Genomic DNA, 23,701 nt, shown 5'->3' with positions numbered 1-23,701 from the left:
GGCTTCAGTCCTGGTGTTCACGGATCGCGGCGACCATCAGTCGCACGACGGTGTAGACAATGATGCAGAGCACCAAAATGGTGAAGAGGTTGTAGAGCTTGGCGGGGTAGGCTGCGGTCTCCGCTTTGGCGGGAGCCCCCACGACGATCAGGCTCTTGAGCTTCTTGCTGGCTTCAATGCGGGCTGCTTCCAGCCCCGTGTTGGCGGAGCGATAAGCGTCTTCGGCGAAGGCGGCTTGAAGCTGGAGGTTTTGGAACTCCACGCTCAAGGCGCCGATCTTGTCGCCCGCTTGCGTGGAGGTGGTGCGGGCTCTCTCCGATTCAAGCTGTGCGCGGTTCGCGGCGATTTGGTCGCGCACGGCCTGCACGGCTGGCGCATCGTTCTGCATGAAGGCCTGCTTGTTCTTCAGGTCGGCTTCCAGGCGCGCGATGGTGGTTTGCAGTTCCGCCGTCAAGGCGTTGGCTGCGGTTTGCTGGGCCTGGGGGTCTAGCACTTTGTGCGTGCTTTGAAACTGTACGACCTTGTCTTTGGCCGCCTGTAATCGTGCCGAGGCACTGGCCAACTCAGCCTCGGAGAACTTCATTTGCTCGCGCCCAATGCGGCGGGAGAACTCGTTAACGAAGCGCTCACAGGTCTCCAGCAAGGCCAGGTTGATGGCTTCTGCGGTGGCCGGGTCAAAGCCTTGGGTTCGGATCTTCAGCAGACCGTTCAGGTCATTGAACTCCAATTCCACACGCGATTTCCAGTAGCGCTGAAACCATTCTTGGCTGGCACTTGGCCATAGCCGAAACAACAAATCTGCCCGAGGCGCCGAGTAGTGGTCACGCAACTTGAGCTTGGCATCCAACTCGCGCAAAACGGCCTGCGACTGGATGTAGTCGATCAAGTAGAGCGTGTCCACATAGGCGGCCAAACTCGTCCCCGTGCCAACGGACAGCGGTGAAGATCCACTGGCCACCGACGCAGAACCGACCGCCACAATCGACTCACTGACGTAGCGGTCTGAGGCGATCATGGTGTAGTAGATCGTGGCCAAGGCCATGGGCAGGGCTATCAGGGCCAACTGCAAACGCTTGGGGGTGAAAGACGCAGCCTTCATGATTTGGACTCCTCCATCATTTCATTGAAGGCGGCAAAGCCCTCATCAACATCGTCATAGGCCATGGCTTGCCCGTTGTGCACCAGGATGACCGAACTACACAGATCCTTGATCTCCTTTTGGTTGTGGCTCACCAAGATCACCCCGGCACGCTCCAACTTTTCTTTGAACACGCGAGAGGCTTTCTGACGAAAGGTAGGGTCTCCAACCGCCAGCACCTCGTCAATCAAGTAGTAGTCGAAGTCAAAAGCCATGCTCGTCCCGAAGGTGACGCGTGACCGCATACCTGGGGAATAGTTGCTCATGGGTAGGTCAAACCAGTCGCCGATCTCAGCGAATTGCTCGACATATGCGATCTTTTCTTTCATGGCAGGGCCAGTGGCGCCCATGATCCGGCAGACAAAGCGGACGTTGTCGCGCGCCGACAGGGAGCCTTGAAATCCTCCCCCTAAGGCGACCGGCCAGGAAATACTCTGATCGGTAATCACTTGACCACTGTCCGGCGCATCAATTCCGCCGAGCAGGCGCAACAAGGTTGACTTGCCTGCACCGTTGCGCCCAATCAAACCAATGCCCGATCCCGTGGGCAACGTGAAACTCAAATCTCTAAAGACGTAGCGTCGCCCGGCCCGGGTGGGGTAGGACTTGGTCAGGTTTCGGATTTCGATCATGGTCTAGGCCTTAGGTGGTCTTGGACAGCAAGCGAATCCGGTTGATGTGGTAGAGCACCGCGCCCACAAAAAGCAAGGCCAAGCCCCAATACAGTGGGTATTCCAGATTGATGCCATGGTGCGCAACGTAGGTCGCAAAGTAATACACCCGGCTGAGTTCGACCAAATGCAAGAACGGGTTCCACAGCAAGTACTCGTAGATGAACGGCGGAAAGCTGGATAGCGGAATCAGCACCCCAGACATCAGATAGAGCGGCGTCGAGGACGCGCGAATAAAGAACTTCACGCCGGGGCGACGATGCCCAACCACCGCCGAGATCATTGAAAGCGCAATGCCCCACATCACGAACAAGGCCCAGATGCCTATGAACTCTAACGGCTGGTGCGGAAAATACCGGTAGCCCCACCAAGCGAACCCGAGCGACAGCACCACAAAGACGAACCCGTACAAAATGCCTTCCATGGCCCATCGAGACGCCATCGCGTCCAGTGGCTTGACTTGTCGATAGCCCAGCAGGCCGCCATTCGCCTCGATGGCCGCCATCCCTTGCATCCACATGTTGCGACAGGCAAAAAATGGGACCATGGCCACGACCAAGTAGACGGCTGGTTCAATCATCACCCCGACATAGCGGTCCCGCAGAGCGACGCGCAAGCCCAGCATCAAACCGATGTGAATCAAGGGCTCTATCAGCACCCAGAACAAGCCGATCAGGCGCCCGCCAAACCGGGTCTTGAGCTCTCTGAGGATGAGCGCAAGCCACACGGCTTTCTGGATCTGAAACGGCGTTCTTTTCATTGTGACTTGACAATTGCGCCCCAAAAAGTGGGCGAGGACTATCACCAGAGGGACCAAGTTTGCAGGGGTGGCTGAGAGCCAGCACAAGGGTGCGACCTGCTCACGGTGACGCAATGCCTCCCATTGGAGCACCGGGGCGCATTGTGGCGGAGTCGATGGGCGGCTGCCGCCAATAAACAGGGGATGGACACCCCAAGGTCTGGATTGTGCGGGTAAACACTGGTCTTTGGCGGGCTGACAATCTGGCCATGCTCAACATCCTGTTCATCCATCAGAACTTCCCTGGGCAGTTTCGGCACTTGGCGCCTACCCTTGCGGCGGCTGGGCACCGCGTCGTGGCCTTGGGCATGAATACCCGCCCGGGGCTCAAGGGGGTGGATCAGCGAACCTACGCGGTGCAGCGCAAGCCCGTGGCCGGCCAGCACGCCTTGCTGCGCGAGAGTGAGGCCAAGGTGTTGCGGGGCGATGCCTGTGCGGCAGCCATGCTGGCCTTGGCGCGAGAGGGCTTTGTGCCCGATTTGGTGATTTGCAACCCGGCCTGGGGCGAGGCGCTGTATGTGAAGGATGTGTTCCCGGCGACCCGCCTGGTCTGCTTGATGGAGTTTTTCTACGGCACACCTGATGCCGATGTGGGCTTTGACCCCGAATTCCCGATGGGGGGCGTGGAGTCTCGCCTGCGCCAGCGCATGAAGAACATGGCCCTGACCGAGGCCCTTTTGGCCATGGACCAGGGCGTCGCGCCCACGGCTTGGCAAGCCTCACGCCTGCCAGAAGCCTTTCGTGCCAAGGTTGATGTCGTGTTTGACGGCATCGACACCCAGGTGCTGCAGCCTGACCCGACGGCACGCTTTGAGCTGCCAGCCCAAGGCTTGTCCTTCAGCGCGGGCGCGCCCTTGATCACCTTTGTGAATCGCAATCTGGAGCCCTACCGGGGCTACCACCGCTTTCTGCGGGCATTGCCTGCGGTGCTGAAGCGCTGCCCCGAGGCGCAGGTGGTGGTGGTGGGCGGCGATGGGGTGAGTTATGGCGCTCCTGCACCCAAGGGCCAGACTTGGAAGCAAATTTACTGGGGCGAGGTGGCTGAGCATCTGGAGGCCCGCCGCGTCCACTTTGTCGGCCAGCAGCCCTATGCGGATTACCAAAAGCTGCTGCAAGTCTCGGCGGCGCATGTGTATCTGACCTACCCCTTTGTGCTGTCCTGGAGTTGCCTGGAGGCCATGAGCCTGGGCTGCCATGTCATTGGCAGCCGCACCGCGCCCGTGCAGGAATACATTGAAGACGGGGTCAATGGCCATTTGGTGGACTTCTTCGACACCGAGGCGCTGGCCGAGGCCATGATTCGCGCCTTGGCGCAGCGCGGGCAGGACGGCGCGTTGCGCCGAGCGGCCCGGCAGACCGCCGTCAGCCGCTGCGACCTGCACGCGGTCTGCCTGCCCCAATGGCGGTCCGTCTTGTCTCGCACCATGGGGAGTCCGGTGTGACGGTGCGACAGCTTCTACGACGTTTGCGGGCCCCTCTGGCCAGTCCGCCGCCCAGTGACCTGCAAGCCGCGCGGCGCGTGGTGGTCCTGGAGGAAGGCGCCAGCCCCAGTGGTGACTACCTGCTTTACCCGTGGTTGGCGCAGCGTGGGTTGGCCGTGCTGCGCTGCGATTCAAGGCAGCCGCCCGAGGCCGGTTTTCTGCAGCCTGGCGACTTTGTCGTGATCCTGCGCTATTTGCCCGCCGCTTGGCTCAAGCCCTTAAGCCAAGCGCGCGCCCACCTCGCGGGTTTGGCCTGGTTCATGGACGACGACCTGTGGGACCCGGCGGTCTTGCAAGGCCTGCCCAAAACCTATGCCCGCAAGATCAGCAGCCATGCCTTGCGCCACCGCAACTGGTGCACGCAGATGCAGGCTCAACTGTGGGTGTCCACCCAGGCATTGGCTGACAAATATGCGGCGCATACGCCCGTATTGCTGCCTCTGGCGCCGCCACCTGCACTGTCCAGAGCGCAGCCAGAGGCCTTGCGTTTGGGTTATCACGGCACGGCCTCCCACCATACCGAGATGGCCTGGCTGCACCAAGTCCTGGCTGCCCTGATGGCCCGCAGCACCACCTTGCATGTGGAGTTGTTCGGTGACTTGGCCATCAACCGTCAGTTCCGCGACCTGCCTCGCGTCTCCATCCTGCACCCCATGAGTTGGGAGCGCTACCAGCACTACACCGCCAGCCATCGGCTGGACATTGGCCTGGCGCCTCTGCAGCCCACGGCCTTCAACCAGGGGCGTGGGGCGGTGAAGTTCTACGACTACGCGCGCATGGGCGCCTTTGGCGTCTATGCCGATGTGCCGCCTTACCGGGGCTTTGTGCAGCATGGCCAAGACGGACTGCTGCTGCCCATGGACGCCGAGGTGTGGGTGCAAACCTTGTTGCAGCTGAGTCAAGACGCTGATCTGCGTCAGCGCTTGGCACAGGGGGCGCAAGCCCGGGCGCAGCGTGGGGCGGGCTGACCACTGTCGGCACTGGCTGCGCTGGAGGCCCGCGCTGGGCCGCTCCAGTCATCCCCCCGGCAGCGCGCGCCGGTACTGAATGGCCTCTGCAATGTGCGGCGTTTCCACGGCCGCGCTCTGACCCAAGTCTGCAATGGTGCGGGCGAGGCGGATGACGCGGTGCAGGCTGCGGCCCGACCAGCCCAGGCGCATGGCGGCCGCTTCCAACAAGCTGCGCGCGCTGGGGTGTAGGCTGCTGTGCTGCTCCAAGTCGGCGGGGGCGAGCAGGCTGTTGGTGCACGCTTGGCGGGCCTGCTGCAAGCCTCTGGCGTGGGCCACGCGTGCCATCACCACCGCACTGGGCTCGTCGGCAGGGGCTGCGCTCAGCAGTTCTTTGGCCGACACGGCCGGCACCTCCACCTGCATGTCAATGCGATCCAGCAGGGGGCCTGAGAGCCGGCCTTGGTAGCGGGCCACGACATCTGGGCTGCAGCGGCAAGCCTTGGCCGCGTGGCTGCCTGCACCGAGCCAACCGCAAGGGCAGGGGTTCATCGCGGCAATCAATTGAAAGCGGGCCGGAAAATGCGCCTGGCGTGCCGCGCGCGAGATGGTGACATGGCCGGTCTCCAGGGGTTCTCGCAGCGCCTCTAAGGCTTGGCGGGGGAACTCGGGTAGCTCGTCCAAGAACAATACGCCGCCGTGCGCCAGGGAGATTTCACCGGGGCGCGGTGGTGAGCCCCCGCCCACCAAGGCCACCGCGCTGGCACTGTGGTGCGGGCTGCGAAAAGGCCGCTGCCCGAACTGCGCCGGGTCAAAGCCGCTGGCCGACACACTGGCCAAGGCGGCGCTGGCCAGGGCCTCATCGTCGGCCATGTCGGGCAGCAGGCCCACCAGCCGCTGCGCCAACATGGACTTGCCCGAGCCCGGCGGGCCGACCAGCAACAGGCTGTGGCCCCCGGCGGCGGCAATCTCAAGGGCGCGCTTGGCCTGGGCTTGGCCGCGCACATCCGCCAGGTCCAGCGCGTCGCGGCGGGTGCGGCGTGGGGACGCCGCGGGGCGGGGTAAGCGCAGCTCGGTGGCCTTGCCGCTGGAGTTTTCTTCCGGTGGTCTGGGCAGCAGCGCTTCCACGACATCGGTCAAATGACGTGCGCCGCGCACATCCACGCCCTCCACGCGGGCGGCCTCTACAGCGCTGGCTTGGGGCAGCACCAGGATGCGCCCTGCAGCCGCTTGCCGAGAAGCCAAAGCCAGGGGGAGCGCACCTCGAATGGGGCGCAGCTCGCCGGCCAAGGAGAGCTCGCCTGCAAACTCGCATTGGGCCAGCAGTGAGTTGTCCAGCAACTCTTGGGCGGCCAAGATGCCCAGCGCAATGGGCAGATCGAAGCGGCCGGACTCTTTGGGCAGGTCGGCCGGGGCCAGATTCACGGTGATCCGGCGATTGTGCGGAAAGGCAAAACCACTTTCGGACAGGGCAGCTCGAACGCGCTCTCGGGCCTCTTTGACTTCGGTGTCGGCCAAGCCTACCAGCGTAAAGCTGGGTAGACCATTGGCCAGGTGCACCTCCACTTGCACCTCAGGTGCGGACAACCCATCGAGTGCCCTGCTCCTGACCACCGCCAGCGACATCGCTGCCTCCTCCCGGCCTGGGCGTTTGCCCGGCTCCCTGTTATTCGGAGGCTGTGCCTTCCCGCACGTGCTCCTCAACTGCGAGATCCATTGTGGTCGGGGTGGTCTTGCTCGCAACTCCCCCCAAATGGGGGATTTTGGGGGAACGGGTAAACCAGAAATGCACCATCGGTGTGCACTCGGACGGGCGTGCAGGGCTATGCACCACGAGCGCGCACGGTCTTGGGGATCTTCCAAGAGCGCGCAGGCCCACAGCCGCAGTGGGCTGATTGCCACCTTGATGGGGGGCTGGGTGGTGCGGAGATCGCTGGCACGGAAGCTGCTTTTCTCCGGGCAAACCCTGTTTTTGCCATCAACTCCCGGAGTCCACCATGTTCAAGCCTTCCATGCTCTCCCTCAGTCTTGTGGCCGCTCTCGGTGCCTCTGCCGCGCCCGCTATGGCTGCCGATGACTTCGCGCTGAGCTACAACCTCAGCGCCACCACCGACTACCGCTATCGCGGCATTTCGCAGTCGCGCTTGAAGCCCGCGTTGCAAGGCGGTGTCGACCTGGCTGGCCCCAATGGCCTGTACGCCGGCGCTTGGGCCTCGACGATCAAGTGGGTCAAGGACAGCGGCGGTGGCGCCAATGTCGAGGTCGATCTGTATGGCGGATGGAAGGGGGAAGTCGCCAAGGGCCTGACCTTGGATGTGGGCGCCTTGGCCTATGTGTACCCGAGTCACGACCTGGCGGTGAGCCCGAACACGGGGGAGATCTACGGCGCGCTGAGCTACGAGATGTTCACCCTCAAGTACTCGCACAGCCTGACCAATCTGTTTGGCTTTGCCGACAGCAAGCAAAGCGGCTATCTGGACCTGAGCGCCAGCTTTGACCTTGGTGGGGGCCTGATGCTGGCACCGCACATCGGGCGTCAAAGCGTCAAGAACAACAGTGCGGCCAGCTACACCGACTACTCGGTCTCCTTGAGCAAGGATTTCTCGGGCTGGGTGCCGAGCCTGACGGTGGTGAGCACCAACACGGACGCCTATGTGGGTGCCAATGCCAAGAACCTGGGCAAGACCGGCGCGGTCTTGGCTGTGAAGTATGCGTTCTGATTTCGACAACACTGGAGACATCTCATGAAAATGGTCACCGCCATCGTCAAGCCCTTCAAGCTTGACGAAGTTCGCGAAGCCCTCAGCGCCATTGGCGTGCAGGGCATCACCGTCACCGAAGTCAAAGGCTTCGGGCGCCAAAAGGGCCACACCGAGTTGTATCGCGGCGCCGAGTACGTGGTCGATTTTTTGCCCAAGGTGAAGGTCGAGGCCGCCGTCGCTGACGACGTGGTCGATCAGGTTATCGAGGCCATCGAAGGCGCCGCCCGCACCGGCAAGATCGGCGACGGCAAGATCTTCGTCGCCTCTCTGGAGCAAGTGCTGCGCATCCGCACCGGCGAGACCGGCAAAGACGCCCTCTGACCGCGACCCCCATTGAACCTAGACGTGAGAACTTTGCTATGAGAACTCTGATCGCTCACATCGCGCTCGGGCTGGCGGCCCTGGGATTCGCGATGACCTCGTCGGCGCAAGACGCCGCCGCTTCCGCCGCGTCAGCGGCCGCCCCTGTGGTGGCTGCTGTGGTGGAGGCTGCCTCCGCACCAGCCGCCGTCGCTTCAGCCGCTGTGGCCGAGGCCGCCGCAGCCCCGGCTGCCGCTGCGCCCACCCCCAACAAGGGTGACACCGCTTGGATGATGGTGGCCACCTTGCTCGTCATCTTGATGACCGTGCCCGGCTTGGCCCTGTTCTACGGCGGCCTGGTGCGCAGCAAGAACATGCTGTCCGTGCTGATGCAGGTGCTGGTGACCTTCTCCATGATCGTCGTGCTCTGGGCCATTTACGGCTACAGCCTGGCCTTCACCGAGAACAACGCCTTCATCGGGGGCTTTGATCGCCTCTTCCTGAAGGGCACCTGGGACAACGTCGCTGGCACTTTTACCAACGCCGCCACCTTCAGCAAGGGCGTGGTCATTCCGGAGATCGTGTTCGTGGCCTTCCAAGCCACCTTTGCCGGCATCACCTGCGCCCTGATCGTCGGTGCCTTTGCCGAGCGCATCAAGTTCTCGGCCGTGCTGCTGTTCACTGCGCTTTGGTTCACTTTCAGCTACTTGCCGATTGCCCACATGGTCTGGTTCTGGATGGGCCCCGACGCCTACACCAGCGCTGAAGTGGCCGATGCCATGACGGCCAAGGCCGGCTACATCTGGCAGATGGGTGCGCTGGACTTTGCCGGTGGCACGGTGGTGCACATCAACGCTGCGGTAGCGGGCTTGGTGGGTGCTTATATGGTGGGCAAACGCGTGGGCTACGGCAAAGAAGCCATGGCACCGCACAGCCTGACCTTGACCATGGTCGGCGCCTCGCTGCTGTGGGTGGGCTGGTTCGGCTTCAACGCTGGCTCGGCGCTGGAAGCCAACGGTTTTGCTGCACTGGCCTTCGTCAACACCTTCATCGCCACCGCCGCTGCGGTGCTGACCTGGTCCATCGGCGAAGCCCTGCACAAGGGCAAGGCCTCCATGTTGGGTGCGGCCTCAGGTGCTGTGGCAGGCTTGGTGGCCATCACGCCGGCGGCTGGCAATGTGGGTGTGGGTGGTGCTTTGATCATCGGCGCGATTGCAGGCTTTGCGGGCCTGTGGGGCGTGTCGGGTCTCAAGCGCATCTTGAAGGCGGACGACTCCCTGGATGTCTTCGGCGTGCACGGCGTCTGCGGCATCGTCGGTGCCCTGTTGACTGGCATCTTCAACAGCCCCAACCTGGGCGGCCCCAGCGCCGTCGCGGACTGGACCACGGTCACCATGATCGCGCCGGATGCCTACAACATTGCGGGACAAGTCTGGGTGCAAGCCAAGGCTGTGCTGATCACCGTGGTGTGGTCGGCCGTGGTCTCGGTCATCGCCTTCAAGCTGGTCGACATGACCTTGGGTCTGCGTGTCTCTGAAGAAGAAGAGCGCGAAGGCCTGGACATCAGCTCTCACGGCGAAACGGCCTACGGCCGCTGAGCATCTCGGATTAACATTCCAAAGCGAGTTCGGGGGAGTGCCTGCAAGGGCCTCCCCCGTTTTTTTTGTGCGGGCGACTTGAATCCTGTGCTTCCCGGACCGATCTGCAAGAATCGCGCTTCTGTGCTCACCTTCTTCGGCTTGCCATCATGGTTCCTCACCTCGTCACCGCACTCACTGGCCCCATCAACGAGCTGGAGCAGCGCATTCTGGAGTCCATGCCCGCCATCGAGCGCTGGTTCCGGCTGGAGTGGATGGAGCACACACCGCCGTTCTACAGCTCGGTGGACATCCGCAATGCGGGCTATCGCCTGGCTCCGGTGGACACCAACCTCTTCCCGGGCGGCTTCAACAACCTGACCCCCGAGATGCTGCCGCTGGCGGTGCAGGCGGCCATGGCAGCGATTGAAAAAATCTGCCCTGAGGCCAAGAACCTGCTGCTGATCCCTGAGCGACACACCCGCAATATGTTCTATCTGATGAACGTGCAGCGGCTGATGCAGCTCTTTGGGCAAGCGGGTTTGCATGTGCGGCTGGGCACCTTGGACGAGTCCATCACCGAGCCCACCGCGCTGGACCTGCCCGATGGCTCCAGCCTGACGCTGGAGCCCTTGGTGCGTACCAAGCACCGCCTGGGGCTCAAGCACTTTGACCCCTGCACTATTCTGCTCAACAACGACCTCTCAGCCGGTGTGCCCAAGGTCTTGGAAAACCTGCACGAGCAATACCTGCTGCCGCCGCTGCATGCCGGTTGGGCCACGCGGCGCAAGACCAACCACTTCCGCAGCTACGAAGAAGTGGCCAAGAAATTTGCCAAGCTCTTGGGGATGGATCCGTGGTTGATCAACCCCATGTACGCGCACTGCGGCGAAGTGAATTGGGAAGACGGAACGGGCATGGAATGCGTGCAGACCCAGGTCGATGCCTTGCTCACCAAGATCCGCCGCAAGCACAAAGAGTACGGCATTGCCGACAAGCCCTTTGTGGTGGTCAAGGCCAACAATGGCACCTACGGCATGGGCATCATGACGGTGCGCGACGCCAAAGAGCTGGACGAAGTCAGCCGCCGCACCCGCAACAAAATGGGCGTGGTGAAGGACGGCCAAGCCGTGACCGAGGTCATCATCCAAGAAGGGGTGCCGACCTATGAGCGCGTGAATGAAGCAGTGGCCGAACCGGTGGTCTACATGATCGACCGCTATGTGGTGGGCGGCTTCTACCGGGTGCATGCGGACCGGGGTATTGACGAGAACCTCAACGCCCCCGGCGCCAGCTTTGTGCCCCTGGCCTTTGCCAACAGCCACCAATTGCCCAAGCCGGGTGAGCGGCCGGGGGCGAGCGCTCCCAATCGCTTTTACATGTACGGTGTCATCGGCCGCTTGGCCATGTTGGCGGCGGCCTACGAACTGGAAGCTACGGATCCTGATGCCGAAATCTACGAGTGAACGAACAGTGGCCTGAGGTCTGATGCAACACACCGAGATCGACCATCTGGTCATTGCCGCTGACAGCCTGGCCCAAGGCGCCGCCTGGTGCGAGGCCACGTTGGGGGTGGCCAGCTTGCCTGGGGGCGAGCATGCGTTGATGGGCACGCACAACCGCCTGCTCAATCTCAGCAGCCCTGCGCTGCCGCAGTGCTATCTGGAGATCATCGCCATCAACCCGGCCGCGCCCGATCCGGGCCGTGCCCGCTGGTTCGGTTTGGACCAGCCCGCTTTGCAGCAGCGGCTGCGCGAGCAAGGGCCTGAGTTGGTGGGCTATGTGGCGCGTTCCGCCATGGTGGACATGCACCGCTGGGGCTTGATCAACAGCCGCTTTCAGCCTGGCCCCACGCTCAGGGCCAGCCGCCAAACGGCGCAGGGCTTGCTGGAGTGGCAGATCGTGGTGCCGGACGATGGCTTGCCCCTGGCCGGGGGCGCTGTGCCCACGCTCATCCAGTGGAGCGGCCCGCATCCCACCTCGGCCATGCCCGACAGCGGCGTGCGCCTGGTGCAACTCACCGTGCGCGGCATGCCCGACCAAACCGCCCAAGTGCTGCGCCTGCGGCCCTTACAGCGAGAGCCTCTGCCCGGTGCTGCGCTCAGCGTGACGCTGGCAACGCCCCAGGGTGAGGTGAGCTTGTCGAGTCATGTCCCCGCTTAAGGCCGCGCCAAGGGTTTGAGTTGGCCGCGGCCTCGCCGCCCTTGCGCGGCGGCGCTCCTCAGCCCTGCGCGGCAATCTGCCGCAGCGCTTGCTCAAACACCTCCGGCGGCTGCCCGCCAGAGATCAGGTGCTTGTCATTGATGATGAAGGCCGGCACCGAGCGGATGCCGGCTTGCTGCCAGAAGGCCTCGGCCTCGCGCACCTCGGCGGCATAGCGCTCGCTGTTCAAAATGGCTTGTGCGGTGTCGCCGTCCAGCCCCACCTCGCCGCACAGGCGCAGCAGCACCTCGTGGCTGCCGGGGTTCAGTCCTTCTGTGAAGTAGGCGCTGAACAAGGCTTCTTTCAAGGCCCGCTGCTGGGTGGGGTTCACCTCGTGCGCCCAGTGCAGCAGGCGGTGGGTGTCAAAGGTGTTCCAGGTGCGGCTGCGCTTGTCCATGCGGAAGTCAAAGCCCACGGCCGCCGCACGCTCGCGGATGGCTTGCTGGTTGGTCTTGACCTGTTCGGGCGTCAAGCCATATTTGCGCGACAAGTGTTCGGTGATGTCCTCGCCCTCGGGCGGCATCTGCGGGTTCAGCTCAAAGGGCTGGAAGCTCAGCTCAACGGGTTCAAAGCTGGGGCCCAAGCGCTGCAAGGCGATGTCCAAAGACTTCAAGCCCACCACGCACCAGGGGCAGACCACATCGGAGACGAGATCGATTTTCATGCCGCCGATTGTCAGCCGATCTTGCCGAGGCTTGCTCGCGCAGGGATTCTCACTCGGGCTGGCGCCAAGCACGCGGGTCACGGCTGCCGGTCAAGCTCCAGAGCGTGTGCAGCTTGTTGAGCCGCGCGCCGCCATCGCGGATCAGCGGCTGCCAGGCCATGCTCATGGTTTGCGTCGACCAGGCGGACAGGAAGGCATCGAAGGGGATGGACACATAGACGGCCTTGTCAAAGCTGCCCTCCCCAAACGCCGCCGAGGACACATTGGTCTTGGTGACCCAGGCGCCGATGCGCGCCCCGTTGGCAAAGCGCCGCGAGATCTCGACGGTGGCGCCTCGGTCACCGGCCAGGTATTGGCCCACCGAGACCTTGGCCTCCAGGCCCTGCCAGCCGGTGTCCCAATAGGCGCTGGCGTGTCCGGTGGTCACGCGGTAGTCGCGCACGGCCAGCCGCTGCTCAAAGTCACGCTGGGCCACGCGGTTCACATCCAGCCCCAGCGCCCACCGCCCACCTTGGGGCCGCCACAACACCTCGGCCCCGGCTCCGGCAAACATGGGCTCCAAGGCGCCTACATAGGCCAAGCTAAAGACCTCCTCACCCCAGCGGTTCAACTGGGTCGCTTGCGCATAGGGCAGGGTCACGCGGGCCTGGGTCAGGTATTCCCGCACCAAGGTGCGAACGCGTGGCAAGGCACTGGGTGCGGTGTAGCGGTAGCGCTCGTAGTTGTCCAGCAGGCGGGCTTGCAGCGTGCCCTGCGCCCAGGCGCCGGCCCACAAAGGCATTTGGCCTTGCGCGCGGGCGCTCAGTGCATAGAGGTAGCCATCGGGGCCGCCCAAGTGCTGCTGGACGCCCAGGCTGAAGCCGCCACTGCGTGGCCGAGCTTGGCGGGTCGCGTCAGCGCTGTCGGGGCCAGGGCGCTGAACGGTCTCTGACCTGCTCTGCAGCACTGGCGCATGGCCGGCCCAAGACCAGCGTGGTGCGGCCCAGGCTTGGCGTGCCACCGAACGGCTGCTGATGGCCACGCCTTGCTGCATCAGGATGAACTGGAACTGCTCAATCTCATCCGGGGCATGCTCGTGCAAGACGGCGACGCCGCGATCTAGACGCTCGTCCAGGCTGTGGCCGAGGCTGTTGTCCAGTTCGACCACCCAGGTGCCACCTTCTTGCCAAGTACGTGCCACGAGCCAGCCGGTCTGTGCGGCCAGGGCTTGCAGCGTGTCGGCGCTGGGGCCTGTCGTGAGGCTCGCTGCGGGATGGCCTGGCACTGGAGCGGGGCGGCTGACCGGCCAGGGCGTGGGCTCACTGCTCTTGATACGCGACATCTGGGCCACGTTGGTGTGCAGACTCAGGCCCAGCATCCACTGGCGGCCGCGCTCCAGCCCCAAGCTCAGTGCCAAGGGGCCGCGCTGCCAGACCAGCCCCACGTTCACGGGGCTGCTCGCGCCTTCAACGTTGTTGTTGAGGGGTTCGTGTCGGTAGTCATTGCCGTCCAGCTCGGCCTTCAGGCTCAGGCCTTCCCAGGGCGTGTGCCATTGCAGGCCGCCGAAGAGCGCGGTGCGGCCGGTGAACAGGCTCTTGAGGTTAGCCGTGCCACCGCTGCCCGCGTCCGCATTGGCGCGTTGCTTGAAGCGCTCGCCCAGCACACCCAAGGGGTTGGGCAAGTTGCCACGCGCGCCCAGGTAGCCCCAACCCAGCCCCAAGCTCGCTTCCAGAGCGCCCCAGCGCTTGGACGCCACCAGGTACTCGCCTGCAAACAGGCCCGTGCCGCCGGGGTCGCGCAAGCCCAGCGCCAAGGCGGGCTGCCAGCGGCCTTCTTCCAACAGCCTCAGCTTGATCTCGGAGGACTTGTCTTTGTAGCCTTGGTCACCCGCGATGCTGGGGCCATAGAGCTTGTTGCTGACGTGTGTGTAGCGAACGGCCAGCTCCAGCCCGTCAAAAGGGCTGAGCGTGGCGCTGGTTTGTGTGTAGGGCCAGGCGCGGCTCACGGTGAGCGCCACCCGGCCAGCCTCTGGCGTGCGCGCCGAGGGTGTTTGCAACAGGCCCGTCATGCCCCAATCGTTGGCGCTGAGTGGCAGATCACGCGGGGGCGGGCTGGGGGGCTTGTCCAAGGGCCGGGGGGGATTGGCACCCTCAGCCACACCTTGCTCGGCCAGCACTTGGGCGATGCGTGGGTTGAAGTGTTCGGGCCAGTCTTGAGTGTCTGGGGGCACCCACAGCCAAGCGCCGGGGCCAGGGGCTTGCTGGCGCTGGCCATTCCATTCGGCCACACCAAGTCGCTGTGTGCTGCCATCGGCTTGTACCAGCCACACCCAGTCGGCACTCCTGCCGCAAGCGTGCAGCACATCAGCGGCGATACGCTCGGGCTCGGCCACCACATCGCACGACGGACCCTTTGCCGACAGGACGCGAACACGCTCGGGGCGGCGTGGCAAGACCAGTACATCGCCGTCGGCGGTCAAAGGCTCCAGCGCAGAGGCGGTTTGCATGCGCCAGGGGTCGGTGCTGGCCAGAGGCAGGCGGCCGGTGATGGGTAACTCGCGCAGCAGGGCCAGCAGTGCTGCGGTCTGCGCCCTGCGCAGCGCATCGTCGGCGGCCCAAGCGCTGATGTCGCGCAGCAGGGCTTGGCGCGCTTGACGCTGTGCTTGGCGTGCCGCGGTGGACTGCCACATCAAGCCCGGCTCATAGAACTGCGCGGCAGCCTCAGCGTGATGCTGGGTCAGCCAAGCCCCCAGGCGCTGCCCAGGCGGCGGTGACACGGTCAGCGCGGCGGGCGCGTCTTGCCCTTGAACGGCCTGGGCGGCGGCCAAGGCCAGTGCCGTCAGGCTCTTTTGCAGCAGTGCGCTCATGGAGAAATCTTGGGGTCGGCGGGCCAGGCTTGCCAGCTCAAGCACCAGTCGGCCGCCAAGCAGCGCTGGCCATACACCACTTGATTTTGGGCATTCAGCGCCACATGACCGGGTGGCAGGGAGGCGTCTGCCCATCGATCTTCCTCCCAGCGCAAGCCCCTTGTATCGCCTACAAATCGGTGAGCGGTGGGGGCCGTACTCAGCGCTTCTCGCTGCCCGGTCTGGCGCAAGCCGATCCGGTGGCCGGGTTGAACATCCACGATGTCGGTCACGGTGCTAGAGCCTGTGGCCGCTTGGCGGATCAAGCGCCAGTTGCGCGTGGGCTCGGCCACGCCCACCAAACGGCCTTGTGCGGTGCGCAGCACCACCCCGTCGGCGCCCACCCACACGCTGGTGGTGCCTAAGGGGCCGGGCTCATCGCCCACCCAGACCAACAAAGCCTCGCGGCCTTGCTGCTGCACCAAGAGGTAGCGCAAGGCCGGGCTCAGGGCGGTGTGGCGCACCGGCGCGGGTGTACCCCACGCTTGCTCCACGGTTTGCCAGCCCGCACGCATGGTGGGGCTGCAAGCCGTCAAGCCCAGGCTCACGCAGGCCACGGCGGTGGCCAGTGCTCGACTGCTCACTGGCGATCTCGCCGCAGGCGCTTGCGTCAGTTGGTGCCGGTGGTGCCTGTGGTGCCCGTCGTGCCGGTGTCACCATCGCTGTTCAGCAGCACGGCACCCACGCCGATCACGGCGGCCGCGCCCAGCACTTCGGTCCAGCCTATGCCCCCCTTGGCGGCGGTGACGGCCGCCTTCACGGGGGCTGGTGCGACAGGCTTTGGCACCACCGGGGCTTGGACCACGGGCGGTGCCGGCGGCGCGGGCGGTGCGGTCACCACGGGGGCGGGTGCGGGCGCAGGCGCCGGCTTGGCCACGGGCACTGGCGCGGGGATGGGGCGGGGCAGGCGGGCACCGAACCAGTTGTCGCACTGCTGCATCGAGGCACGCACCGGCACGCCCTGCTTGTTGTAGTACACATTGACCATCATGTCTGGGCTGTAGGGCACGTACTTGCCTTGCAGCTCTTTGGCCACGCCGTCACGCCCGCCGGAGCGGCCTGCGCCGATGTCGCACGCACCGCGGGTGTAATCCTTACCGGTGTAGTTCAGGGCCATGGCCGCATCGGCGGGCAAGCCCAGCTCTTTCAGGGGCATGGCCTTCACGCTGGCTTCGCCGGCGCGCCTGAGCGGCGGCTTGTGGGTGAAGGAGGTGTAGAACTTGGCGGTGCCAGCGGCGACAGCCGCATCGCATTCAGCGGCGGTGTCGTAGCCGACGTTGCCGTGGCTGTCGGTGACCATGGCCGCGCTGGCAGCGCCGCAGGCCAGCAAGGTGGCGCTCAAGGCGCACAGCGTCAGAGTTTTGCTTGTCAAGATGAAGTTCCTCCAAAGGAATAACAGCGGCACGAGGCACCGCAATGCCAACCAGCATAGTGAGCGGACGCACCATGCCACCGCGCGGGCTTTGTTTCTGTACGCCGGGCAACGGAGAAGTGTTCAACCTGGGCTCCCTCTGAGGCCCCTGAGCGACAGATTTGCGGACTATTCACAGTAGCGTGCGGGACAGGTCGATCTGGTCAGCCCTGCACGCAAAGGCTACAGTCGGCGTTTTTGACCTCTACACAAGGAGTGAGCATGTCCATCATGAGCAAAGCAGGGTTGGTTGTGACCGTGGTCTCGATGGCTGTCTTGGGAGGCTGTGCCTCTAAGGGCGGCGAGGGTGGTCATGGCTCACATGCCATGGGTAAGGGGGCCATGGCGACGGCCTCTCTCGGCCCGACTCAAGGCAGCGCGGTCACCGGTTTGGTCATGTTCCACGAGATGGATGGCCACTTGATGGTGCACGCCAAGGTCAGCGGCCTCAAGCCCAATGCCGAGCATGGCTTCCATATCCATGAAAAGGGCGACTGCGCGTCGGCAGATGGCACCAGCGCTGGCGGCCACTTCAACCCGGATGGCAAGCCCCACGGCCCGCAAGACGGCGCTCGCCATGTGGGGGATATGCCCTCGCTGAAGTCCGACAGCAAAGGCATGGCCGACCAAAAGTTCATGCTGCATGGCCCCACCCTTGCGGCCGGCCCTACCAGCATCAATGGCCGCAGCCTCATCGTGCACATTGGGCCGGATGACTACAAGACCCAGCCCACCGGCAATTCGGGCGCGCGCATCGCCTGCGGCGTCATCGCCGCGCACTGAACACGGGCGCCCTTCAGGCGGGCGGCAGGGCTCCTGCCGCCTTAGCGGCCAGCTCAGCGCGGATGCGCTTGAGCCGGTCCTTGGGGTCTTCTTTGAGGCCCACTTCATCCAGCTTCATCTCCTTGATGAAGCGGCTGGGAATGCCGGGCACCATCTCGCGGCCCTTTTTGCGGCGCCGCACGGTGCTGACCACCAAAGTCCGCTGCGCGCGGGTGATGCCCACATACATCAGCCGCCGCTCTTCCTCTAAGCGCTCGGGCGTCATCTCGTCGGTGTCGCTCTTGAAGGGCAAGATGCCCTCGTTCACGCCGGCCAGCACCACATGCGGCCACTCCAGCCCTTTGGAGGCATGCAGCGTGGTCAGGGTGACCATGTCTTGCTCGGCGTCGCCGCGCTCGGCCAAGCTCAAGATTACGCTGATGGTCTGAGCGACATCCAGCAGGCTTTTCTTCTCACTCTCGATGGTGGCGCCACCTTCGGCGGTGATCTCGCCGCCACAGCGCTTGGCGACCCAGTCCACAAAGTCCATCACATTGCCCCAGCGTGAGGCGGCCAGCTTCTCGCTGTCCTCGCTGTCATAGAGATGCTTTTCGTAGTCGATCTCGGTGAGCCAGGTGGTGAGCACCGCGCGGGCGTCTTCGGAGCCCACGGTGTGGCGGGCTTTGTATTCGAGGTCGTTCACATAACGGCCAAATTCATGCAGCGAGTCGATGGCCTTCTTGCTCAAGGAAGTGGCCAGGCTCTGCGAGAACAGGGCCTCGAACATGCTGACCTTCCACTTGGCCGAGAACTCACCCAAGGCGCCCAAGGTTTGGTGGCCAATGCCGCGCTTGGGCGTGGTGACGGCCCGCAAGAACGCGGGGTCGTCGTCTTGGTTCACCAGCAGGCGTAGCCAAGAGCAGAGGTCTTTGATCTCGGCGCGGTCAAAAAAGCTCTGGCCGCCCGAGACTTTGTAGGGGATTTGGGCGGCGCGCAGTTTGTTCTCGAAGGTCCGCGCCTGGAAGTTGGTGCGATAGAGGATGGCGAAGTCACTGAACTTGATGCGGCCATCATTGCCCCGCAGGCCTTGGATGAAGGACACCGCGCGCTCGGCCTCGTGCTCGTCGGTGTCGCACTCCGAGACGCGCACCGGCTCGCCGTCGCCTAAGTCACTCCACAGCTTCTTCTCGAACAGCTTGGGGTTGCCCGCGATCACTGCATTGGCGGCCCGTAAGATCGAGCTGGTGGAGCGGTAGTTTTGCTCCAGTGGGATGACCTTCAGCGCCGGAAAATCTTCGGGCAGTTTCTTCAGGTTCTCGATGGTCGCGCCGCGCCAGCCATAAATACTCTGGTCATCGTCACCCACGGCGGTAAAGCGGCCGCGCCGGTCTTCATCCGGGTGGTCCACCAAGGCCTTGAGCAGCTCGTACTGCACGACGTTGGTGTCCTGGTATTCATCCACCAGCACATGGGCAAACAGGTCTTGCCACTTGCGGCGGGCTTCTTCGTTATTGCGCAGCAGCTTGAGCGGCAGGCTGATCAGGTCGTCAAAGTCCACCGCCTGATAGGCCACCAAGCGCTCTTCATACAGCGCCATCACTTTGGCGGCCAACTCTTCATCCGCATTCTGGGCTGCGGCCATGGCGGTGCTGCTGTTCAAGCCCTGGTTCTTCCAGAGACTGATGGTCCATTGCCATTGGCGGGCCAGCGCGTTGTCGGTGCAAGAGCCGGCATCGCGCAGCACGCCCAACACATCGTCGGCATCCAAGATCGAGTACTTGGGCTTCAGCCCGAGCTTCTCGCCGTCCTCGCGCAGCATGCGCACGCCCAAGGAGTGGAAGGTGCTGATGGCCAGGTCTTTAGCGGCCTTGGGGCCGACGAGGGACTTGGCCCGCTCTCGCATTTCCAGCGCCGCTTTGTTGGTGAAGGTGATGGCGGCAATGCGTTTGGGATGCAGCCCGGTTTGCAGCAGCCGCGCGATCTTGTGGGTGATCACCCGCGTCTTGCCCGAGCCGGCACCCGCCAGCACCAAGCAGGGGCCACCCAAGTAATGCACGGCTTCCATTTGGGCGGGGTTCAGGGTGGCAGCGGACATAGGGAAAACGCGAGATCGGGAACGGAGGGTGGCGGATGATAGGCCCTCCATCGGCTCCGATTGCGGATTTAGGAGCAGCGCTGCACTTTTTAGGGCACTGCGTGAACCCGGGCCTTTCTAGACTTTGCGGCTTGTTCCAACCCTATTCGGAGACAAACATGATTCGGAACCAGACCAAGCCTTTTCGCCCCCTGGCCTCGTTGGCGTGCGCCAGCCTGATGTCCGTTGGCACCCTGTTGGCGGCGAGCTTGCTCTCGCAGCCCGCACAGGCGCAATCCGCCAGCGAGTCGGCGGCGTCTTATTGCAAATCGACCGGGGGCAAGGTGCTGACCTGGCACTATTGGGCGGGGAGCGAACAGTTCGGCGCTGCACTGCGCAGTTGCCAATACCGGGGCGACCCCGGTGGTGATGGCTACAACAGCAGCATCACTGTTGACCTTGAAACCTTGGCCAGCACACGCGCCACGCTGGCCGCTTTGGCCTACTACAAACGTGTGCCCTTCGACACCACGAAGATGCAGCCGGGCATGAACCCAGCCAAGGTCTACTGCCAGCAGTTGGGGGGTACGACGGATCAGGCGGGCGAGTTAGATGGCCGCGGTATGCAGTGGCAGGTCAAGCCCGTGGAAGATTGGTATGGACCCATGTGTGTCTTCTCGGACCGTTCGGTCATTGACGCTTGGGGACTGACCTATATGCAAAATGGGGCACTGCGTGGCATTGACCTCGGTACAGTGCTGCAGTGGAAGAACCCGTTCCCCACGACACGCCGCTAAAGCGACAGTGGCTTTGATGGTGAGGGCCCTCAAAGCCGCTTTCCGCGCCGCATGAGGCGCAGCCTGCCCTCTGCCCTTCTCGAGGTGTTTGTCATGACCCCATCTTCTTGCATGCAGCGTTTGGCAGCGACAGCGCTGCTGGGCTTGTCCGTCGGCGGTGCGATGGCCGCCCCCGGCACCTTCAATGTGTTTTCTGACCTGCCCATGTTCGGCATTTACGTCAGCACACCGCCCGCTTACACCCCACCACCAGGGGTGGTCATGCAAAGAAACGGCACACGGTTTGTCACCCAACTCACCAGTGCGCAACGTGCCTTGATCGGCAGCGACCTCAAAGCGCGGGTGACCTATCACGCCCAATGCGACAACTATGACCGCCTGGGGGCGATGTTCCTCATTGTCAAGCCAGTGGGGGTGCCTTTGTCGGACGGTGATCCGATCACCGAGGTGGCGCGCTGGATCACACCCTTCAGCAATTACTGGAATGGCGTCAAGGCCACCTACACCTTCCCGGATGCCGATCTGTCGGCGTTTGCGGGCCTGATGCGCAACCCCAACCTCGATGTCTGGGTTGGCATTGACGGCGGATCTAATCCCTATACCGGTGACCCCTGCACAAACCGTGATGTGACACCGGAGTTCCGTGCTGTGGGCTTCCGTTACTCCTTGGATCTGGCGTCGACGCGTGGCACGCCCAAGCTCAAGAGCACGGCAGCCATGCCCGTTCCATTTGGAGATTACACGGCCGTGCCGGTGGCCGGCGCCGCCCGCTTGGCGCAAGCGAGTGCGGGCACTGCCGTGGTGATTGTCAGTGGGCATGGTGCCGCCAATGGCGGTGACGAGTACAAGCACACGAACGACACGCTGACCCTCAACGGCAATGTGGTCGGTAGCTTCAGCACGATGGTGGACTGCAAGCGCTATCGCCAGTACAGCCCGGATGGCAATCCCTTCATTTTCTTGAACAACAAGACGAGCAATCCGCGCAATTGGTGCCCTGGTGCCCTCGTGGCTGCAAGAGCCTTCAAGGTGAGCTTGTTGCCCGAGAACACTGTGAGCCTGGGCATGGGTGACGCGCGGGTACCTGAGGGGTCTTACTACCGGACCTCCATCACCTTGTTGCCCCACTGAGGGCCCGAGCCTGCGGCAGCGCCGAATGCGGATTGCCGCTTTTGGAGCAGCGCTGCTGCGCGTGGAGCAGTCCCGGTGGTGCGCATGCCCTAAATTGCAAGCACTGAACATTCACCTTTGGAGTTCTTGTGTCACATGACGTCGTTGGGTGCTCTCATCAGCCGCGCAAGTCCCTTCTGTGGGCTGGCTTGATGTCCTTGGGGGTGATCTGCGCTGCAGGCATGGTCCCGCTGTCCGCGCAAGCGCAGGCTGTCAGTGAAACGGCAGTGGCTTATTGCAAATCCACGGGCGGCAAGGTTGAAACCTATCGCTTCTACGACAGTGGGGGCCACGAGTTTGCCAAGCGGGCCCATGTCTGCAACTACCCCGATGCCTCTGGGTCGGACCCCTTTGGTCACGCCTTGGTGGATCTCGCCACGCTCTATGCGGCCAAGCCCACGCTGGCGGCCCTGGCCTACTATGCCAAGCCAGCCTGGGATGGCAAGTTCAACTCCACCCCGGCCAAGGACTATTGCCTGCAGTTGGGCGCGGCGCCCGCCTTCCATGGCAGCTGGAGCCTGAAGCCCGGTGGCGGCCAGTCGGGCATGTGCATGTTTGAAGATGGTTCGTTCATGGAAGAGTGGACGCTGTTTTACAACCAAGCGGGCACGCCACGCGGGGTGGACCTAACCACGGTGATGCGCTTCAAGCCCAATCTCCGCTGACGGGTGACCCCGCCCCGCCCCGCCTTGAGGGGGCGCAGTTCGGGAAAGTCTGGATCAGAACTGTGTGGTGATTCCCCTTCCTGCGCTGGTCCCATGCGGTCGCTGCCCTCACAATCACACCTGACATGCCCCCACCCCGAGGTGGGGCGCACCGTCTCGGTGGATTTGGGAACCTTGGATCACATGGGCTCAGTGCAGCTGACTTCTTGGCGTAGCGCGTCGCGGGCCTTCTTGCCCTGTGGATTCGAGCGCGCCTGGGGCTCGGCGGACGGCGTGGAGTCCTACTTTGAGCGACTCAATGCACTGGCCCCCGTGTCCCGGCGAGAGGTGCAGGTCCAACGCGGTGGCCATGCTGCGTTGACACAGACGGTGGTGGTCCACCGAGACAGTCACGGTCTGCCCTACAGCGAGCATCCCTCTTCCAGGTTTCCGCAGTGTTTTGTGGGGGAGAGTCGATCTTCGGATTTCGAGCTGATCATCGACTTTGAGCGACCGGAAGCTGCACCGCTGAGCTACTCCATCGGTTTGCCCCTCGCAGGCGATATCACCATGCGTTTGCAGGGGCAGACCTTGACCATTCCCGCCGGTGCAGGGGCCTTGGTTGACCCCGCGCATTTGGAGCACAGCCGCTTGCCCGCAGGCTTCCATATGGTGGAGGTCTTTTTGCTGAAGAGCGACATGGCTCGTCTGGCGGCGGAGTGGCAGCCTGGCCTGGATGGGCGCCATCTGCGCTTTGAGCCTTTGCTGGCGCCGTCGTTAGCCCGCCGCGTGTTGTTCATGGCCACGCAGGCCGCAGCCTTGCTGGAGTCCGCCGCAGGCACACCCGGGGCGGCCATGATGTTTCGCCGCTGGGCCGACATGATCGGTTTGACCTTGCTCACTGAGCACGCCCGGCTGGGAGGGCGCCCACCGCGTGCAGCTTCCGCAATGGTCCCCGCGATACGGCGGGCTTTGGACTATATGCATGCCCATGCGGATGCACCCATCGGACTGGCAGATATCGCCGAGGCAGCACATCTCAGCGTCAGTACCTTGACGCGCCAATTCAGCGCAGCGCTGGGGCAAACCCCCTACGCGGCCCTGCGTGACATCCGCTTGGAGCGGGCGCGAGAGGACATCAAGAGCAAGCCACAGCTGCTGGTACGTGACATTGCGCTGTGCTGGGGGTTTCAGAACGCCAGCAAGTTCAGTAGTGCTTATTTACAGCGTTATGGTGAGCGACCAACGGACACCCGAGCGCGCAAGAACTAACTTGACAGTGTGGTGTCAGTTTCATGGTGCACTGCATTAAATTTACTTTATTTCCTAGGTGAAAATACTGCTGCAATGCAGCATGACTGGTCAGGCGCAGGTCAGTCGCAGCTCCGACACTTTCCTTCAAGGTCCACACCTCTTTC

The 23,701-nt window shown here is 63.6% G+C and carries 21 protein-coding genes; 12 read left to right on the top strand and 9 right to left on the bottom strand.

The window, feature by feature from the left end; translation table 11 throughout:
• Nucleotides 1–4: 4 nt before the first annotated feature.
• The 3 genes from ACIQ3Q_RS04770 to ACIQ3Q_RS04760 are packed head-to-tail and all read right to left on the bottom strand — an operon-like array spanning nt 5 to nt 2,626.
• Complete coding sequence (locus tag ACIQ3Q_RS04770) at nt 5–1,099, bottom strand: capsular biosynthesis protein (RefSeq protein WP_396267848.1); 1,095 nt, start codon at nt 1,097–1,099, stop codon at nt 5–7.
• Entirely contained in the window at nt 1,096–1,770 is a 675-nt protein-coding gene (locus tag ACIQ3Q_RS04765; RefSeq protein WP_396267847.1) for an ABC transporter ATP-binding protein, read from the bottom strand. Before ACIQ3Q_RS04765 ends, ACIQ3Q_RS04770 begins: the two co-directional genes overlap by 4 nt.
• A gap of 10 nt (nt 1,771–1,780) precedes the next feature.
• Entirely contained in the window at nt 1,781–2,626 is an 846-nt protein-coding gene (locus ACIQ3Q_RS04760; protein WP_396267846.1) for an ABC transporter permease, read from the bottom strand.
• A gap of 191 nt (nt 2,627–2,817) precedes the next feature.
• On the opposite strand from ACIQ3Q_RS04760, the gene ACIQ3Q_RS04755 reads away from it, so the two are divergent.
• Both ACIQ3Q_RS04755 and ACIQ3Q_RS04750 read left to right on the top strand, forming a co-directional pair.
• Nucleotides 2,818–4,050: a glycosyltransferase gene (locus tag ACIQ3Q_RS04755; protein ID WP_396267845.1), complete on the top strand. Its 1,233-nt coding sequence runs from the start codon at nt 2,818–2,820 to the stop codon at nt 4,048–4,050.
• Nucleotides 4,047–5,057 carry a hypothetical protein gene (locus tag ACIQ3Q_RS04750; RefSeq protein WP_396267844.1) on the top strand — a complete coding sequence of 337 codons (1,011 nt, stop codon included), beginning with the start codon at nt 4,047–4,049 and terminating at the stop codon, nt 5,055–5,057. Before ACIQ3Q_RS04755 ends, ACIQ3Q_RS04750 begins: the two co-directional genes overlap by 4 nt.
• A gap of 48 nt (nt 5,058–5,105) precedes the next feature.
• Here the strand turns inward: ACIQ3Q_RS04750 and ACIQ3Q_RS04745 are convergent, their stop codons facing one another.
• Nucleotides 5,106–6,662, bottom strand: coding sequence for a YifB family Mg chelatase-like AAA ATPase (locus tag ACIQ3Q_RS04745; protein WP_396267843.1), 1,557 nt, complete (start codon nt 6,660–6,662; stop codon nt 5,106–5,108).
• Nucleotides 6,663–7,033: 371 nt separating this feature from the next.
• Between ACIQ3Q_RS04745 and ACIQ3Q_RS04740 the strand changes: the two genes are divergently transcribed.
• The 5 genes from ACIQ3Q_RS04740 to ACIQ3Q_RS04720 all read left to right on the top strand — a co-directional run bounded on the left by ACIQ3Q_RS04740 (nt 7,034) and on the right by ACIQ3Q_RS04720 (nt 11,838).
• Nucleotides 7,034–7,756, top strand: a complete 723-nt coding sequence (locus ACIQ3Q_RS04740; RefSeq protein ID WP_396267841.1) for a TorF family putative porin — start codon at nt 7,034–7,036, stop codon at nt 7,754–7,756.
• A gap of 24 nt (nt 7,757–7,780) precedes the next feature.
• The gene (gene glnK / locus ACIQ3Q_RS04735) at nt 7,781–8,119 is read left to right on the top strand and encodes a P-II family nitrogen regulator (protein ID WP_396267840.1); all 339 of its coding nucleotides are present in this window, start codon (nt 7,781–7,783) and stop codon (nt 8,117–8,119) included.
• Between the two features lie 38 nt (nt 8,120–8,157).
• Nucleotides 8,158–9,696 carry an ammonium transporter gene (amt, locus tag ACIQ3Q_RS04730; RefSeq protein ID WP_396267839.1) on the top strand — a complete coding sequence of 513 codons (1,539 nt, stop codon included), beginning with the start codon at nt 8,158–8,160 and terminating at the stop codon, nt 9,694–9,696.
• A gap of 149 nt (nt 9,697–9,845) precedes the next feature.
• On the top strand, nt 9,846–11,141 hold the full coding sequence (gene gshA / locus ACIQ3Q_RS04725) for a glutamate--cysteine ligase (protein WP_396267838.1): 1,296 nt from the start codon (nt 9,846–9,848) through the stop codon (nt 11,139–11,141).
• 22 nt (nt 11,142–11,163) lie between these two features.
• A complete protein-coding gene (locus tag ACIQ3Q_RS04720; protein WP_396267837.1) occupies nt 11,164–11,838 on the top strand; it encodes a VOC family protein in 675 nt (224 codons plus the stop codon).
• A gap of 58 nt (nt 11,839–11,896) precedes the next feature.
• On the opposite strand, the gene ACIQ3Q_RS04715 is transcribed toward ACIQ3Q_RS04720, so the two are convergent.
• Genes ACIQ3Q_RS04715 through ACIQ3Q_RS04700 form a run of 4 tightly spaced genes read right to left on the bottom strand, consistent with a single transcriptional unit; the run spans nt 11,897 to nt 16,797 of the window.
• The gene (locus tag ACIQ3Q_RS04715) at nt 11,897–12,541 is read right to left on the bottom strand and encodes a DsbA family oxidoreductase (RefSeq protein WP_396267836.1); all 645 of its coding nucleotides are present in this window, start codon (nt 12,539–12,541) and stop codon (nt 11,897–11,899) included.
• Between the two features lie 49 nt (nt 12,542–12,590).
• Entirely contained in the window at nt 12,591–15,386 is a 2,796-nt protein-coding gene (locus ACIQ3Q_RS04710; protein ID WP_396267835.1) for a YjbH domain-containing protein, read from the bottom strand.
• On the bottom strand, nt 15,383–16,009 hold the full coding sequence (locus ACIQ3Q_RS04705; protein WP_396267834.1) for a hypothetical protein: 627 nt from the start codon (nt 16,007–16,009) through the stop codon (nt 15,383–15,385). The genes ACIQ3Q_RS04710 and ACIQ3Q_RS04705 overlap by 4 nt, the downstream gene beginning before the upstream one ends.
• A gap of 26 nt (nt 16,010–16,035) precedes the next feature.
• Complete coding sequence (locus ACIQ3Q_RS04700) at nt 16,036–16,797, bottom strand: hypothetical protein (protein ID WP_396267833.1); 762 nt, start codon at nt 16,795–16,797, stop codon at nt 16,036–16,038.
• A gap of 261 nt (nt 16,798–17,058) precedes the next feature.
• Here ACIQ3Q_RS04700 and ACIQ3Q_RS04695 point away from each other — a divergent pair, with 261 nt between their 5' ends.
• Entirely contained in the window at nt 17,059–17,619 is a 561-nt protein-coding gene (locus ACIQ3Q_RS04695) for a superoxide dismutase family protein (RefSeq protein ID WP_396267832.1), read from the top strand.
• Between the two features lie 13 nt (nt 17,620–17,632).
• Here the strand turns inward: ACIQ3Q_RS04695 and ACIQ3Q_RS04690 are convergent, their stop codons facing one another.
• Nucleotides 17,633–19,693, bottom strand: coding sequence for an ATP-dependent helicase (locus ACIQ3Q_RS04690; protein WP_396267831.1), 2,061 nt, complete (start codon nt 19,691–19,693; stop codon nt 17,633–17,635).
• 158 nt (nt 19,694–19,851) lie between these two features.
• Here ACIQ3Q_RS04690 and ACIQ3Q_RS04685 point away from each other — a divergent pair, with 158 nt between their 5' ends.
• The 4 genes from ACIQ3Q_RS04685 to ACIQ3Q_RS04670 all read left to right on the top strand — a co-directional run bounded on the left by ACIQ3Q_RS04685 (nt 19,852) and on the right by ACIQ3Q_RS04670 (nt 23,555).
• Nucleotides 19,852–20,469: a hypothetical protein gene (locus tag ACIQ3Q_RS04685; protein WP_396267829.1), complete on the top strand. Its 618-nt coding sequence runs from the start codon at nt 19,852–19,854 to the stop codon at nt 20,467–20,469.
• A 93-nt stretch (nt 20,470–20,562) separates the two neighbouring features.
• Nucleotides 20,563–21,600, top strand: coding sequence for a peptide-N-glycosidase F-related protein (locus ACIQ3Q_RS04680; RefSeq protein WP_396267828.1), 1,038 nt, complete (start codon nt 20,563–20,565; stop codon nt 21,598–21,600).
• 221 nt (nt 21,601–21,821) lie between these two features.
• Entirely contained in the window at nt 21,822–22,304 is a 483-nt protein-coding gene (locus ACIQ3Q_RS04675) for a DUF333 domain-containing protein (protein ID WP_396267827.1), read from the top strand.
• Nucleotides 22,305–22,496: 192 nt separating this feature from the next.
• A complete protein-coding gene (locus ACIQ3Q_RS04670; protein ID WP_396267826.1) occupies nt 22,497–23,555 on the top strand; it encodes an AraC family transcriptional regulator in 1,059 nt (352 codons plus the stop codon).
• The last annotated feature ends 146 nt before the right edge of the window (nt 23,556–23,701 follow it).

The sequence above is a fragment of the Ideonella sp. genome (assembly GCF_044358605.1).
Taxonomy (GTDB): Bacteria; Pseudomonadota; Gammaproteobacteria; order Burkholderiales; family Burkholderiaceae_C; genus Ideonella.
Note: the sequence above shows the minus strand (reverse complement) of the source record. Positions and strands in the feature narration are given on the sequence as shown.